The sequence below is a fragment of the Pedobacter sp. GSP4 genome, from assembly GCF_051857575.1.
In the GTDB taxonomy this organism is placed as follows: Bacteria; Bacteroidota; Bacteroidia; order Sphingobacteriales; family Sphingobacteriaceae; genus Pedobacter.
This window is the reverse complement of the sequence record NZ_JBPZIR010000003.1, coordinates 145,149-161,434: the sequence shown is the minus strand read 5'-3', so window position 1 is coordinate 161,434 and position 16,286 is coordinate 145,149. Positions and strand designations below refer to the sequence as shown.

At 40.8% G+C, this 16,286-nt stretch carries 11 protein-coding genes; 4 read left to right on the top strand and 7 right to left on the bottom strand.

Annotated elements, in window-relative coordinates:
* Positions 1-2 precede the first annotated feature (2 nt).
* Together ACS5PU_RS07880 and ACS5PU_RS07875 are read right to left on the bottom strand one after the other, a co-directional pair.
* Positions 3-1,673, bottom strand: a complete 1,671-nt coding sequence (locus tag ACS5PU_RS07880; RefSeq protein ID WP_439458739.1) for a glycoside hydrolase family 28 protein — start codon at positions 1,671-1,673, stop codon at positions 3-5.
* Positions 1,674-1,833: 160 nt separating this feature from the next.
* Positions 1,834-2,790 (bottom strand): pectinesterase family protein, encoded by a 957-nt coding sequence (locus ACS5PU_RS07875; protein ID WP_439458738.1) that lies wholly within the window; start codon positions 2,788-2,790, stop codon positions 1,834-1,836.
* 365 nt (positions 2,791-3,155) lie between these two features.
* Here ACS5PU_RS07875 and ACS5PU_RS07870 point away from each other — a divergent pair, with 365 nt between their 5' ends.
* Positions 3,156-4,793 (top strand): glycoside hydrolase family 43 protein, encoded by a 1,638-nt coding sequence (locus ACS5PU_RS07870; RefSeq protein ID WP_439458737.1) that lies wholly within the window; start codon positions 3,156-3,158, stop codon positions 4,791-4,793.
* Between the two features lie 180 nt (positions 4,794-4,973).
* Here ACS5PU_RS07870 and ACS5PU_RS07865 read toward each other — a convergent pair whose 3' ends face one another.
* The 4 genes from ACS5PU_RS07865 to ACS5PU_RS07850 all read right to left on the bottom strand — a co-directional run bounded on the left by ACS5PU_RS07865 (position 4,974) and on the right by ACS5PU_RS07850 (position 9,969).
* On the bottom strand, positions 4,974-5,408 hold the full coding sequence (locus ACS5PU_RS07865) for a carboxymuconolactone decarboxylase family protein (protein ID WP_439458736.1): 435 nt from the start codon (positions 5,406-5,408) through the stop codon (positions 4,974-4,976).
* 277 nt (positions 5,409-5,685) lie between these two features.
* Positions 5,686-6,255, bottom strand: coding sequence for a Crp/Fnr family transcriptional regulator (locus ACS5PU_RS07860; protein WP_439458735.1), 570 nt, complete (start codon positions 6,253-6,255; stop codon positions 5,686-5,688).
* A 58-nt stretch (positions 6,256-6,313) separates the two neighbouring features.
* Positions 6,314-7,087 carry a GLPGLI family protein gene (locus tag ACS5PU_RS07855; protein ID WP_439458734.1) on the bottom strand — a complete coding sequence of 258 codons (774 nt, stop codon included), beginning with the start codon at positions 7,085-7,087 and terminating at the stop codon, positions 6,314-6,316.
* A gap of 71 nt (positions 7,088-7,158) precedes the next feature.
* Entirely contained in the window at positions 7,159-9,969 is a 2,811-nt protein-coding gene (locus tag ACS5PU_RS07850; RefSeq protein WP_439458733.1) for an outer membrane beta-barrel protein, read from the bottom strand.
* A 291-nt stretch (positions 9,970-10,260) separates the two neighbouring features.
* Between ACS5PU_RS07850 and ACS5PU_RS07845 the strand changes: the two genes are divergently transcribed.
* Entirely contained in the window at positions 10,261-10,905 is a 645-nt protein-coding gene (locus tag ACS5PU_RS07845; RefSeq protein ID WP_439458732.1) for a GIN domain-containing protein, read from the top strand.
* 181 nt (positions 10,906-11,086) lie between these two features.
* Here the strand turns inward: ACS5PU_RS07845 and amaB are convergent, their stop codons facing one another.
* Positions 11,087-12,628: an L-piperidine-6-carboxylate dehydrogenase gene (amaB, locus tag ACS5PU_RS07840; RefSeq protein WP_439458731.1), complete on the bottom strand. Its 1,542-nt coding sequence runs from the start codon at positions 12,626-12,628 to the stop codon at positions 11,087-11,089.
* Between the two features lie 120 nt (positions 12,629-12,748).
* On the opposite strand from amaB, the gene ACS5PU_RS07835 reads away from it, so the two are divergent.
* Both ACS5PU_RS07835 and ACS5PU_RS07830 read left to right on the top strand, forming a co-directional pair.
* Positions 12,749-13,627 carry a TraB/GumN family protein gene (locus ACS5PU_RS07835; RefSeq protein ID WP_439458730.1) on the top strand — a complete coding sequence of 293 codons (879 nt, stop codon included), beginning with the start codon at positions 12,749-12,751 and terminating at the stop codon, positions 13,625-13,627.
* 92 nt (positions 13,628-13,719) lie between these two features.
* The gene (locus tag ACS5PU_RS07830) at positions 13,720-16,230 is read left to right on the top strand and encodes a M1 family aminopeptidase (RefSeq protein ID WP_439458729.1); all 2,511 of its coding nucleotides are present in this window, start codon (positions 13,720-13,722) and stop codon (positions 16,228-16,230) included.
* The last annotated feature ends 56 nt before the right edge of the window (positions 16,231-16,286 follow it).

The window sequence follows — 16,286 nt, the reverse complement described above, 5'->3', positions numbered from 1 at the left end:
CATTATTTTGAAATTTCAAGTGCTTTTTTATCCACTTCTGTACTTAAAACGGTAGCTGTTTTTGCTTTAGAAACATCTGTTCCGCTAATTTTTACGCCTTTGGTATTTTCGCCAATAACTTCAAATAAAACTTTACTGTTATCGGGATATTTTAAATTGCTGATATTGATGTTCGTACCATTCTGGATCATCACCACCGGACTGGTATCTTCGGTAATTACGTTAATATTCTTCAAGAAAATTCCGGCCGCCTCAATAATTTCGATCCCTTTTTTGGCTTTTATGGTTACGTTTTCCAGGTGCACGTCCTTAATGTTCATTTCTGGTAGGCCCCTAAAAAATATTGCTTTTTCGGCACCGTTGGCCACAACATCTTTGATATAGAAATTTTTAAACTGAGGGGTAGCCTCGGTAACCGGAACGGTAACGGTTTTAATGGCTTCGCGTTTTTCGCCCGCCAAAGGAACCGGATCTACAGCGGCGTAATACATATCAAATAGGATCGCTTCGCCAGGAATATCGATCATGTTGATGTTGTTGATGAAAATATTTTCTACCACACCGCCGCGGCCACGGGTGGTTTTAAAACGCAGGCCGATATCGGTTCCGATAAAAGAACAATCATAAACCCAGATGTTCCTGGCGCCACCGCTCATTTCGCTACCGATTACAAAACCGCCGTGTGCATGGTAAACCACATTGTTTCTCACTATTACGTTTTCTGTTGGTACACCACGTTTGCGCCCTGCTTCATCCCTGCCCGATTTGATACAGATTCCATCATCACCCACATCAAAAGTGCTGCCTTCTATCAATACGTTTTTGCACGATTCTACATCAACACCATCGCCGTTCTGTGCAAACCAAGGGTTTTTTACCTGTAAATTTCTTAGGGTTAAATCTTCGCAAAGCAAAGGGTGCAGATTCCAGGCTGGAGAGTTTTGAAAGGTAACACCTTCTAAAAGGATTTTTTTACATCCGGTTAATACCAATAAGTTGGGGCGGAGGAAATCTTTAATGTCTTCGTAATCTGCCGCGGTTTTACCAGCTTCAATTACACCGGCATTTTTAGTGTTCGAGCCTTTAACTGTTTTTTCTGATGGATACCACATTTTTCCATCTGGCCTTACTACACCGCCAGATGCTACCAAGGTTTTCCACTGTGTTTCGGTTAACTTATCTCTTTTTACCATGCGCCAGGCACCACCGTTCCCATCAATAATCCCGCTTCCGGTAATGGCTATATTTTCGAGGTTAATGCCCGAAATCGGACTTTGGTTTCTCCATGCCGGCTGGCCTTCCCAATTTCCCTGAACCAGTTTATACTGGTTAAAATCGGCGGTAAACTGGAGGATGGCGTCGCGCTTTAAATGTAGGTTTACGTTGCTTTTTAATTCGATAGGGCCGGTTAACCATAAGCCCGAAGGGATTAGTACCACGCCACCGCCCTTTTGGCTCACGCTGGCAATGGCTTTATTAATGCTCAGGGTATTTAAGGTAATCCCATCGCCCTTAGCGCCAAAGGCAACAATGCTGGTGGTATCTTTTTTAAATTTAACCTGCTTAATAATGGGTAAGGTTTGCTTTTGTTGTGCAACAGCCGTTGTAGCAGATAAAATTAAGCATGCGAGAGCTACTTTAATACGGCATAAACTACCAGAAATATGTTTCATTATTTTGCGCTGTTAAATTATACTTGGTTATTGTTATAACAAGTGTACGTTGTTTGCATTTAAAATAGAAGAGAAATCTATGCAATCGTTGCCGGAAAACAAGGCAGAAAAGGGTCGTATATTGGTATTTTAGTTGTTGATTATCAGTGTTTTGATGGCTTTATTTGGCTTCTGGATTCCACCCGCGGAAAACGTTTTCCAAAATATAAGCCTGGTAGGCCTCATCTGTTAACTGGTGCGACCAATTGGCCCGGTTTTTTGGATCGGCACCTTTTCCAGTGCTTTTATATTCAGCGTAATAGGCGGTTTGCTCGTTACTTGCTTTACCCCAGTTGTTCCAGCCTTCGGCACGGATTAAATCGGGCAATTCGCAATTCAGATAAACAACTTTGGCATATGGCCTCCAGGGGCGGCCTAAGTAAAAGCTATTGGCGGGTGCATCGCCTTTAATTTTGCATTTGTTAAATACATAGCCAAATTTGGTGGTGTCGGCAGTTGAAGCTGCGGTAATGTAACCTGCTTTTTTGCAGAAAATGGTGCAGCTTTCAAACCATGCAGTGGCTGCGCCGAAAATAAAATCGACCGTTCCTTCAATGTAACAGTTCTTGTAATACTGGCGGTTGTTGCCCCCATAAGTGTAAAGGGTATCCTGAAAGCCTAGAAACCTGCAGTTATTAAAAGTAAGTTTATCTCCTCCTGCCCAAACAGCAACAGCCTGCCCTACCGGACCAGCTGAATTTTGGAAGGTGATGTTTTCTGCAGAAAAACCTTCGCCATAAATGTAGAAACTGGATGAACCTGAAGTGCCTTTTTCTTCACCGAAAATATTTTTCTTCTGGGCGTAGTCGTCATAGGTTAAAATGGTTTCGTTTAAGCTTTCGCCAATAAATTTTACATTTTTTTTAGAGGCTGCTAAAACCAGTTTCTCTTTGTAAATGCCCTTTTTGATAAAAATTACAGTGGTTTTGTTCCTAAAATCGGGAACGGCCTGTATGGCTTCCTGCACCGTTTTAAAATTTCCGCTTCCATCCGCAGCCACTATAAAATCGGGTTTGGCATCGAAGGCATTTGCAGCAAATGAAATGGCTGCAAGAAAGAAAAAAACAATTGCTTTCATATTTATTTGGTTAGGCTTAAATTAAAATCGGCCACGTAAAAGTATAAACTTTGTAACGCAGCCGTGTTTTAAAATATATGATGAACAATTTTAAACAATAATATTTTACCCAAAGCAGTTTTTTCGAGATTAAACGTTGCAAACGATGTCGGGAACGATTGCACAATAACAGCTTGCCTAAAAATAAAAAAAGGCTTAATCTTGTTAACAGCCTACTCTTCATTAAGGTAGCTTGTATCATACTGAGCTTGTCGGAGGATATGTTTATCGCTTAAGCAGCGTTTCGAAGGGCTCAACGTGAGAAACTGCTGGTGAAAGTTTTTTTAATTAGCACTAACCAAATACCCAAAAAACACCATTGTAAGATGAAATATCTATACAGTTCAATTTTAATTTTAAGTCTTGGTATTAATGTCTTTGCGCAAAAGATGCCGGCCGAACATTATGTTTCTAAAATATGGGTAGCTGATCTGGGCAATGGAACCTTTAAAAACCCGGTTATCAATGCCGATTATTCTGATCCAGATGCTATCCGGGTGGGAGATGATTTTTATATGATTGCCTCCAGTTTCGATGCTGTACCCGGATTACCGGTGCTACATTCCAAAGATTTGGTCAACTGGAAAATTATTGGTCATGCCTTAAAACGCCAGCCACCTTTTGAGCATTTCGAAAAAACGCAGCATGGCAATGGCGTTTGGGCTCCAGCTATCCGCTACCACAACGGCGAATTCTATATTTATTATCCAGATCCCGATTTTGGCATTTATTTAACCAAGGCCAAAACCATAACGGGCGAGTGGTCTGCACCAAAACTGGTTGCTGCCGGTAAAGGACTGATAGATCCCTGCCCATTTTGGGATGAAGATGGCAAGTCTTATCTGGCTTATGCCTACGCGGGCAGCCGTGCAGGGATAAAAAGTGTATTGGCGGTTATGCCTTTGAGCAACGATGGATCGAAAGCACTAGAAACGGGCAGGATTATTTACGATGGACACGAACTCGATCCAACCATTGAAGGCCCGAAATTTTATAAACGTAATGGTTATTACTATCTATTTGCACCTGCAGGAGGGGTTTCTACAGGTTGGCAACTGGTTTTGAGAAGCAAAAGTATTTATGGTCCGTACGAAAGGAAAGTGGTAATGGATCAAGGGAAATCAGCAGTAAACGGGCCGCATCAGGGCGCATGGGTAAATACCCAAACCGGCGAAGACTGGTTTTTGCATTTTCAGGATAAAGATGCTTATGGCCGTGTGGTGCATTTGCAACCAATGAAATGGGTCAATAACTGGCCGGTTATCGGGGCTGATGCAGATGGCGATGGAAAAGGCGAACCTGTTACAGTATATAAAAAGCCCAATGTTGGCCGGGTTTACCCCATGCAAAGCCCAATAGAAAGCGATGAATTTAATGCCCCGTATTTAGGCTTGCAGTGGCAATGGCAGGCCAACCCGCAGCCCACCTGGTTATTTACCGATGCAGTTAAGGGCGTATTGAAATTATATACTTCAAAAATACCTGATGAGGCTAAAAACCTTTGGGATGTGCCAAACTTGTTGATGCAGAAATTTCCTGCTGATGAATTTACGGTAAGCACAAAACTTTTGTTTAAGCCTAACCTCAAATTGGAAAATGAAAGAACCGGTTTGGTTGTTATGGGAAGAAGCTACGCGCAGATCAGTATTAAACGCAAAAAGGATGGGGTTTATCTGGTGTATGGACTTTGTACAAATGCCGATAAAGGGAAAACAGAAGATGAGAAAGAAATTGCCCGGCTAAAAACGGGTGCTGTATTTTTTAGGGTAAAAGTTTCGGCAGGTGCAAAATGTCTGTTCAGTTATAGTGAGGATGGCTTGAATTTTACCCAGGTTGGCGAAGAATTTCAGGCCATCGCCGGCCAATGGATTGGCGCCAAAATTGGACTTTTCGCCATTAGGGATACCCAGACAAATGATGCTGGGATGGCCGAGTATGATTGGTTTCGTGTTACAGCTAAATAGATCTCGCAGGCTCTAAATGGCCTAGTCTTCAAATTAAACCTAACGCCATGGTTCGTGTCTCCACGCACCATGAGTTTCAATTAATTATTTTTTAACCACAAAGGCACAAAAGCCACCAAGAAATTTTATTTAAGATCTTGGTGTCTTCGTACCTTAGTGGTAAGCCAGATTGAATCTTTATTATCCAACCATTACTTTGGCGGTAATGGCCAATCTGTTCCAAGCATTTATGGTAACAATAGCCATTATCAGCTGTGCTATTTCCTGCTCATTGAAGAAACTTGCCACTTTTTGATAGGTAGCATCAGCAACGTGGTGGCTAATTAAAGTTACTTCTTCGGTTAAAGCCAAAACGGCCTGCTCCTGCTCGGTAAACAAGGTGGTTTCTCTCCAAGCGCTTAATAAATATAAACGCTGCTCAGTTTCGCCTATTTTGCGGGCATCAGTTGAGTGCATATTTAAGCAAAATGCACAACCATTAATTTGCGATGCGCGCATTTTAATCAGTTCTAAAAGGATAGGATCTAGCTTGCTGGCTGATAAATATTTTTCTAAACCGTACATGGCCTGATAAGCTGCAGGTTCTACTTTTGGGATATCAATTCTACTTTGCATTTTATTTGTTTTTTGATTACGATGTAAAGTTCAATATCCTAATGATCAAAAAACTTAATGTAGTTTAAGAAATGCCTGAACCGAAAGGCAACTAAGTTTTTGCGCTGAACAACGCAGGGAGTTTCTCAAAAAAATGCGAGGTATAATTAACCACAGAGGAGATAGTGGTTTTAAAAGAGTTGTACTGAGTATTTTAGTTATTCCTGTTAAGTTGTTGAATTACAAGCTTGGCGTGCTTTGCACCTTTCTGCGTGCGCTCGGCGGTTAGAAAATTAGCTTATCGTTTAGCCCTGATTTTACTCAGAAACTCGGGTGTAAAGCCCAGATAAGAAGCTAGCATATACTGTGGCACCCTTTGCACAAAATCCGGGAATAAATTGTTGAAGTGGCGGTACCTTTCTTCGGCGGTTTGACTGTATAGGTAACGGATACGCATTTGAGAAGCCTGGTGGTTTTTCTGCAAAATGAGCCTGAAATACCTTTCCAGTTTGGGCAGTTTGTTAAACAGCTCATCATAGTGGTGATGCTCAATGGCAATAACATCGGTAAGCTCTGCTGCCTGTACATAAAACTCAGACGGTTTTTGGAATAAGAAACTCGTCAGGTCCGTAATCCACCAGTTTTCGATGGCAAATTGGGTAGTTTGTTCGGCACCTTTAATGTCGATAAAATAAAGCCTAAGGCAGCCTTTTGCCACAAAATAATTGGCCCGGCAGGTTTGTCCTTCGGTTAATAAAAAGGTTTTCTTTTTAACGGTAAAAGATTTGAGCATTGGCGCAAGGATCTCTTGTTCATCAATACTCAAATCTATAAATCTATTGATGTGGTTGTAAAGTGCGGTGTACATGACTGAATTTAATTAGGCTAATTTACTGATAACAATGAAAATTTGGCCCAAAGAAATCTTACATATCAGCCGATTTTAAAATATCGCTGGCATAATTGCCCCAATCTTTTAATGCACCTTTTAAAATATCACTGAGTTGTTTTTTATTTACCGGTTTGCCTTTTGATGGTACCTTAAGCTGTGTACTGGCAATTTCTACATCCTTTACAGCTGTGGCAAACCAGGTAATGTGCTCGCGGGGCAATGCCACACCTAGTATCATACCCGGCAGTCCGCTAAAGGTTTCGGGCCCGCCAGAAACCGGAATGGCATCGGTATAAAATGCTACGACGTAAATAGAATCCATAATGAGCGCATTTGCCCTGCGGCAATCGTAACCTGCAATGTTTCTAAACTCGTCGGTAATTTTCCAGTTTATTTTGCGGACAGAATCTTTAACCAGGTAGGTTTCCTCATAAATGGATTTTTGGTTAATGCTGGTCTCGGCCTTTAAATTGGTTAAAATGATATTGTTCTGCTTAGCAGAGGCGAAATTGCTTGCCCAGTTGTTCGAAACACTTTCATCGGCCAAAGGATTGAAAAAAGTTTGATCGTTTTTAAATATGAGCTCGCTTTTTAAAGTTTTAAACTGCGGATTGTTTTTTTGGTACTGCTCCAATGCCTGTGCGCTCCAAAAATTATCAGGGTAACGCTTTGCCTGATCTTTAAGCAGTGCATAGATGTTTATTTTCTTTTCAAATTCAATTTTGCCCTGGTTTACAAACCTTGCATTTTGTGCCATTGCATAATTTATAGTGCAAACAAGCATCAATATGGCGTATCTTAATTTCATTATACTATTTTTTGAAAGATTAACTTTATACTGTTTTTTAAGGTTATGCGGTGCTTTTACCAAGTTATCCATTATTTCTGTGGGGCTCCACCGCCCATTTTGTTAAAATCCCATACCAGCGAAAACATAAAATAACGGCTAATGTTATTGTAATTCGTTTGGGTAATCATATTCGAAAAAGCGTAGCGCGAAAAGCCGCGGTTCTGGTTAAATAAATCGTTTCCACGGATGGTAAATTTCAGGTCTTCTTTTTTGAAGAAAGATTTGGTAACCGAAGCATTAACAATTACCTGTTCAAAGCTCGAATCGAATGCCTGCGATTTTGGCGTATAGGTATATTCGCCATCGGCCTGGAGTTTAATTTTCTTAGGCAGGGTAAAGCTCATGCCGCCCCAGCCCTGCCAGCCCCAGCCTTTATTGGAACGCTCTTTTTGCAAAGATGCTACCTGCGAGTTGTAGCTTGGCCCAAAATTGATGTAAAATTCACTTTTGTCCTTATACCTGTTAATATCTAACGAAGGACCAAAACGCGTACTAACCACCTGGTTTAATTCTAATGCATCACTAAACTGGCTCTTAACATAATTGTAATTGGTGTTACCGCCTGCACTTAAATTGATACCAATGTTGGCATCGAACAAGAATTTTAATTTTCTGCTCACCCCGCTGTATAAGCTATAATTTATAGGCGTTTTCTCGGTTAGGTTAACCGATTTGGCAATAGTTTTACCCGTGGCATCAGTTTCGGTATTGCTTACAATGGCGTTGTTGGTGAAACCAAAATTACCGCTCAGGTATATCGATTGTTGGGTTAATACTTTATACGAATTATAATTTACATTGAAGCGGCTATTAAATGAAGGTGTTAAATTTGGATTACCCAAAGGTTGGTATAAAGGGTTATCGTTAACCTTTACTGGCTGCAACTGGTTAACAGTAGGCTGATTGGTACTGCCGTTATAATTGAAGCGGAAAGATTTTTGGGCCGAAAATTTGTACATGTAACTGGCCTGTGGTAACCAGTTGATAAAATTTCTTTTGTAGCGTTGATTAGAAAGCTGCTCTAACTGATCGAAGTTTACGGCACTGATTTTAGTACCAAAGCTGATGGTTGTTTTTGGCTTTTTATAGTTAAAAATGGCACCACCCTGATTGATGTACTGCGTAGCTTTAAAATCGTTACTAAATTCTGCATCCAGTACATTGTAATTTCCTGCGGTAGATTGATTGAAAGATTTACGGTCGGAGCGGCTATCATTGATCACAAACCCGTAATTTAATACCAGGGCCATGGCTTTGGTGATAGGTTCGTTATAAGTAATGTTGGTGTTGAAGACTGAATTGCGCGTATTGTTTGTTTTGTACTGATCGGTAAGCTGACCTCCGGTTTGTACACCATTTTCGTCGAAATACTTAACGTTAGCATACAAGAAACCATCGCTGGTAATCTCATTTAATTTTTGACTAACATTAATAGAGTAGTTGCGGCCTAATTTTTTAAGCTTTTTGGTGTAGAACGCCGATATGTTAAAGGTTTGCTCTTTGCCATCGCTGCTGTTTGATTGGTCGTTGCTATTAAGTTTGGTGTTATCTCCCCTTAAACCTGTACTGTTTGAGCTAGAAGTATTGTCGCTCTTCTTTAATGTGCCATCAACCATTATTTTTAAGTTGCTGGTGGTATCTAATTTAATGGTGTAGGTAGCATCCAATTTCTGCCTAAATACGTTCCGGTCGGAGTTTTCGTCGGTATTGGTATTGATAATCCCATCGGGTAAATTGTTTTGGCTAATGGTGTTTTTAGTGGTTTTAATACCTAACGAACCTAATTTATAATTGGTGTTAATGGTTTCCTTATCGCTGTTCCATTTATTGTCATAATGTGCACCACCGGTTATGGCCCGCGGTATACCTTCGCCGTAATAACTGCCGCTTTCCAGTTCATCGCCTCCGCCATAGCTAAACCACATGCTGCCATCATCGCTCATCTGCATATTATCGCCACCGGTGCCCAGTTTATTGTTATCCTGCCAGCTTAGGCCCGTAGTGCCGTTATTACCTGCAGTACCATATACCGAAAACTTTTGCTTGGCCTTAAAGCGGTTAAATAAAACCTGGCCTTTGTAAAAATCATCTGTACCATAACCGGCATCAACCTTGCCGAAAAAGCCACTTTTTTTATCTTCTTTTAGTTTAATGTTAATGGTCTGCGTTTTCTGTCCATCATCTACCCCGGTAAAGGCTGCCTGATCGCTTGATTTTTCGAAAAGCTGAACTTTATCAACCATATCGGCCCTTAGGTTTTTGGTTACGAGTGTAGGGTCATCGCCAAAAAACTCTTCGCCATCTACCAATACCTTGGGTACTGTTTTTCCCTGTGCGGTAATTTTTCCATCCTTATCTACCTGTATGCCCGGTAGCTTTTTTAACAGATCTTCTACTTTATCATTCGGTTGTATGCTGTAACTCGAGGCATTGAACTCGGTCGTATCGCCCTTAATTTTAATGGCCGTCCTTTCGCCTTTAATAATTACATCGGCCAATATTTTGGCCATCCCCGTCAGGTTAATTTTGCCGTAATCTTTAAGTTGAGTGGTAGAATCGAGTGTAAAATGATCAACAAAATCAGCGTATTTAGGATAAGAAACCAATAAGATAAACTTTCCGTTTTTAATGCCATTCAGTTCAAAGGTGCCGTTTTCTGCAGTTCGGGTAAATTTTACCAAGGTAGAATCTTTAGCATTTAAAACGGCAACTGTAGTTCCCGATAAAATGGTTGTCGATGCAGTATCGATGGTTCGGCCTTTAATGGCATGGAGTTGCTGTGCTTTGACAAAGGAGGAGATAAAAACTAAAAAGCACAGTGAGAGTAATAGACGTTTCATAGAAGATTTGGTTTTCTTGCCCCGAATATAAAACTAATATATTAGTTATTGTTAATGCTTTAACCTTTTTTAACATTATTACTTAATACTCAGTATACGTACTGATTTCGTCCATACAATCAATCCGTTTTCGTATAGGTTTTAGGGGCGTTCGTCTATAAATACACGGGCATGGTATAATAGCCGTTAATTGGCTGAAACGTTTTGGATAGATCGCCGTCTTAATTACAAAACCACCTAATAATTAGGTGTTTAAAACAAAAGATTTATTTAACATAAAATATTAAGATCATGAAAACTTCTATCAAAAATTTATTCGCAGCTGCATTGGTAATGGTTACTTTAAGTAGCGCAACAGTAGTGGCAAGCGCTTCAGAAAACAATGCAAACTACACCGCTTTAACCCAGGTTAAAAACATCAGTAAAATTGTAGTATCAGGAAATGTAAAATTAATTCTGGTTCAGGATGCTCAGGAAAGTGTTGAGGTATACGATCAATATTATACCAAAAATGCTTTGGTCCAGCAACAGGGCGCAGAACTCAGAATCAGTTCTTTTGATAAAACCACCCTGACCGTGATTGCCCACGTAAATAACCTAACTGCTATCGAAGCATCTAACACAGCCAGTGTAAGCACTGCAGGCAACTTTAACCTATTAAACTTAAATGTTGTTTTGAACGATAAAGCTTCTGCTGATATTCAAGCCAATACGGTTAATCTATCAACCGAAATTAAAGACGCCGCAACATTAAAACTAACAGGTGCTACCGAAACACACTTAGCGGTAATCGGTGCAGCATCTAAAATAAAAATGGGCGATTTTACGGCTCAGGAAAGCAATATCAGGGTAGCAGTTAAACCTGTTTTGGCCAGCAACAACAATAAATCGCGCTATGATGACATTGATGCTGGTTTATTGGAAAAACTATTCTAACTCTATTATATATTTTGCCAAAAAGGCGCTGAATTTTATATCAGTGCCTTTTTTGTTTTAGATACATGGTCCTCGTTTGAAACGAGGATCGCTGAAACCTGCATTTGTAATGCAGAATTTTTTAGCGATAAAATCGCTTTTCTCGTACATCCCTGTTACAAACGGGGACGATGGACCATAACTACAAATCAAATTTAATTCCCTGGGCCAGTGGTAAAGTGTCCGAATAATTAATGGTATTGGTTTGCCTGCGCATGTAAGCTTTCCATGCATCCGATCCACTTTCCCGGCCACCGCCTGTTTCTTTTTCGCCACCAAAAGCACCACCAATTTCGGCGCCAGAAGTACCGATGTTTACATTTGCAATGCCACAGTCGGATCCATTGGCAGAGAGAAACTGTTCCGCTTCTCTTAGGTTCAACGTCATAATTGCTGATGATAATCCCTGTGGAACGCCGTTTTGAAGCGCTATAGCTTCATCTAATGTTTTGTATTTAATTAAGTATAAAATCGGCGCAAAGGTTTCGTGCTGTACAATGTTGAAATCATTTTGAACTTCAGCAATACAAGGCTTTACATAACAGCCGCTGGTGTAAGCTGCGCCGGTTAAAACTCCGCCCTCTACCACGAAATTACCACCTTCTGCCTTACATTTTGCTATCGAATCCAGATAAGCGGCAACGGCATCAGTATCAATCAGCGGACCTACATGGTTATTTTGATCTAATGGATCGCCGATACGCAATTGTCCGTAAGCTTTAATCAATTTAGCGGTAAAGGCATCGTACACACTTTCGTGGATAATTAACCTTCTGGTAGAGGTGCAGCGTTGACCTGCCGTTCCAACAGCACCAAAAACAGCCCCGATCAGGCTCATGTCCAAATCGGCATGCTCAGAAATAATAATGGCGTTGTTACCTCCCAGTTCTAATAGGCTTTTGCCTAAGCGGGCACCAACTGCTGCGGCAACAGCCTTACCCATACGGGTTGATCCGGTTGCCGAAATCAAAGGAACGCGTGTATCATTGGTCATTAGTTCGCCAACTTCCCTATCGCCCAATATTAAGCTGCTCACCCCTTCGGCCACCTGGTTGGCTTTAAAAACTTGCGCAATAATGTGCTGACAGGCTATAGCGGTTAACGGTGTTTTTTCTGATGGTTTCCAGATGCAAACATTTCCGCAAACCAGGGCCAGCGCGGTATTCCAGCTCCAAACCGCAACCGGGAAGTTAAATGCAGAGATAATGCCCACAATGCCCAGTGGATGCCATTGCTCGTACATGCGGTGGCTAGGGCGTTCGCTGTGCATAGTTAAACCATAAAGCTGCCGCGATAAACCCACTGCAAAATCGCAGATATCGATCATTTCCTGAACTTCACCAAATCCTTCCTGCAGGCTTTTTCCCATTTCATAAGAAACCAGCGTGCCTAAGGCCTCTTTATTTTCGCGTAGGGCATCGCCAAACTGGCGGACAATTTCTCCCCGTTTTGGTGCAGGTACAGTTCGCCATTCTTTAAATGCCGATTGCGCCTTCAGCACAACTGCATCATAATCGGCGGCAGTAGCCACTTTTGCCGAGGCAATTAATTTACCATCAACAGGCGAAAAACTTTCTAAGGTAGTTGCGTTTGATTCGCCTCCCCATTGGCTACCTGTGCTAAAAGCGGCATTAGCTGCCCTTACGCCAAGTTTGGTTAAAATGGATTGAATATCTGTTGTCATATATCTAACGATTTACACAAAAAAACAAAAAAATAAAGGAAAGCAGGGTACATTTAGTCCTTAAACTTTAGCACAATTCTTAATATCTTGCCTGAAATATTTATCGAAAACAACTGCTCAATGAAAAACATTAAACTATTGATGATTGCTTTTTTAGGCCTCACGCTTAGCCTTAACGCACAAACTAAAAAGGCTACCAACACGCTATTGTGGGAAATTTCGGGTAAGGGATTAAAAAAACCGTCTTATTTATTCGGAACACACCACTTAACCAGTAGAAAGTTTGCCGATACCATGAAAGTTCTGCAGGAGAAATTAAAATCCGTTGATGGTGTAGTTGGCGAGATTGTAATGGATAGTACGGTGCAACAGCGCATGGCTCCATTTTTAGTCATGAAAAACAATACCCTTGATAGTTTATACACCAAGGCCGAGTACAAAGAAATAGACGATTATATCAAAGCCAAGAACCCAGATATTGATTTGAAGGAGCTCAATACGTTTAAGCCTGCAATGGTTGGAATCCTGATTATGCTCTTAGATAATCCGGAAATAAAAGATACCGCCGATGGTGTAGACGATAGCTTTCAAAAATATGCCAAAAGCAATGCTAAATCCCTGTACGGTTTGGAAACGGCCGAATATCAGGGAGCGCTTTTGTTTGATGGCGATTTGCAAAAGCAGAAAAAAGCCCTGTTAAAATCGATTAGGGAATCGGATAAAAACAAACTCAAAATAAAGGAACTAAAAAACTATTACCTGGCTCAGGATATGGATAAATTAACTAATTTCTTTAAAATACAGGATGAAGAAACCAAAGAGTTTATGACCGAACTGCTCAAAAACCGGAATAAACGCTGGTTAGATCAGCTGCCTGTAATGATGCAAAAAGAATCGCTGTTTATTGCCGTTGGTGCAGGGCACTTAGTTGGCGATGAAGGACTGATTAAAGGCTTGATAGCTCAAGGCTATACTTTAAAGCCTGTTGCAACCCATTAGGTTTTAAATATTACTCAAAAATTTTAGTACTGAATTACCACAATTCTTGATACCTTGCCTTAAAGGTTACTGACTTATAAAAATCTTAAAAAATGAATAAAAAATTTATTGCCTGTGGGGTAATATTGGCCGCTACTTTTATGGCCAAGCCACTATTTGCACAGGAACAATCTGCCGAAAAATCGAACAACCTGAGTGTTTACCGCGTTACTGCAACAAAGGTGAACGATCTGGTACATACCAAACTTGATGTATCTTTTGATTATGCCAAACGGTACCTGTATGGAAAAGAATGGGTAACGCTTAAGCCCCACTTTTATCCTACAGATTCTTTAACCCTCGATGCGCAGGGAATGGATATTAAGACTGTTGCCCTAGTTGGTGCTAAAGGGAATACCCCGCTTAATTATGTTTATAACGATAATAAACTTTACATCACTTTAAATAAAAAGTATACCAACGCCGAAAAATATACCGTGTATATTACCTATACCGCAAAGCCTGATGAGCTTAAGGTAAAGGGAAGTGCAGCTATAACCGATGCCAAAGGTTTGTATTTTATCAATCCGGATGGTGCCGATAAAAATAAGCCAACACAAATTTGGACGCAGGGCGAAACCGAATCTTCTTCTGCCTGGTTCCCTACCATAGATAAACCAGACCAGAAAACTACCGATGAGATTTCGATCACGGTAAAATCGAAATACACCACGCTATCTAACGGTAAACTGGTAAGCCAGAAAGCCAATGCTGATGGCACCCGGACCGATACCTGGAAAATGGATCTACCGCACTCGCCTTATTTATTTATGATGGCCGTTGGCGAATTTAAAATTACAAAAGATGCCTATAAAGGAAAAGAAGTGAGTTATTACCTAGAGCCTAAATTTGCACCTTATGCCAAACAGATTTTTGGTAAAACGCCTAATATGATCCAGTTTTATAGCAATTTGTTGGGCGTAGATTATCCATGGAACAAATATTCGCAGGTAGTGGCGCGCGATTATGTTTCGGGTGCAATGGAAAATACTTCGGCCACGCTACATGGCGAGCAGGTGCAAAAAACAGACCGTGAATTATTGGATGGCAATGAAGAAGGTACGATTGCGCACGAGCTTTTTCACCAATGGTTTGGCGATTATGTAACAGCCGAATCTTGGTCTAACTTAACCATGAACGAATCTTTTGCCACCTTTGGCGAAGTGATCTGGCATGGGCATGATGCTGGCCAGGATGCCGAAGATAAATCGCGTTACGATAAACTGCAGTCGTATCTGGGATCGACCAAGAAAGGCGAAAGTCCGGTTTTGGCCCGTTTCTACTATAACGATAAAGAAGATATGTTCGATAACATAAGCTATGCTAAAGGATCGATTATTCTATATGCGCTCAAAAACCAGATGGGCGATGCGGCATTTTACAAATCGCTTAACCGATACCTAACCACCAATGCCTTTAAAAATGGCGAAACACATCAACTGCGTTTGGCCATGGAGGATGTAACGGGTAAAGATTGGAGCCCTTATTTTAACCAGTGGTACTACAATGGCGGTCACCCAATTTTAAGCATCGATTACGGTTATGAAAATGGTAAAGCCACAATCAAAGTAAAACAAACGCAGGATGCCAGCGTACAGACTTTTACCTTACCAATTAAAATAGATATTTACGCTGGCGGCAAAAAAATCAGGAAAGAGATTTTGATCAACAGCCGTGAGCAGAACTTTAGCTTTGAGGTAAGCTCAAAACCTGACTTAATTGATTTTGATGTGGATAAAATTCTTGTTGGCGAAACTAACGATAACAAAACCGCAGAAAATTATTATTTCCAGTATAAAAATGCACCAAGCTATGCCAATAGGATAGAAGCATTACAGTTTATTATGCAGAGCAAAGCCAACAGCGGACAACAGGTATTGCTTGAAGGTTTAAAAGATAAATCGGCTGATTTACGTGCTTTGAGCATTGACGGGATTAATTTGGAAGATGCGAATATCAAGGCCGCGGCCTTACCTATTTTGCTACAACTGGCCAAAACAGATAAAGATACAGAAGTAAGATCGGGTGCAATTACAAAATTGGCTGAAACAGGAGATCAGACCTATAAATCTTTAATGAGCGAGAGTATAAAAGATAGATCGTACAGGGTAATTGCTGCAGGTATTGGCGGTTTGGCTAAGCTTGCACCACAAGAAAGTATTGCTGCCTTGGCTGGATTAGATGCTGATACCAAAGATCACATTGCTGCTTCTATTGCATCGTTGTACATCAGTGATCCAAAAGATGAGCATCAGTCGTTTTATGAGCAGATTATGCTTACCGGCGACCGCAATAAAATCTTTTCGGTAATTGGTCAGTATTTCCAGTACTTAAGGGCAAATACCAATCCTTCAGTTACCGAAAGAGGTATCAAAAATATTAGTGCTGCCATTGAAAGATTAAAATTGCAGGCTTACTTAAACAAGCAATTGGCTGGCGCTTATTCGGCAACTGCAGAGGGAAAATCCAAACAGGCTGCTACCGCTACGGGTGCTGCTAAAGATAACTTAAGCAAGCAGGCCGAACTATTTAAAAAGGGTGCTGCTGATTTAGGGAAAGAATAATCCCAATCCATATACAAAAAAAGCGGCCCGTTTGAATATTTCAAACGGGCCGCTTT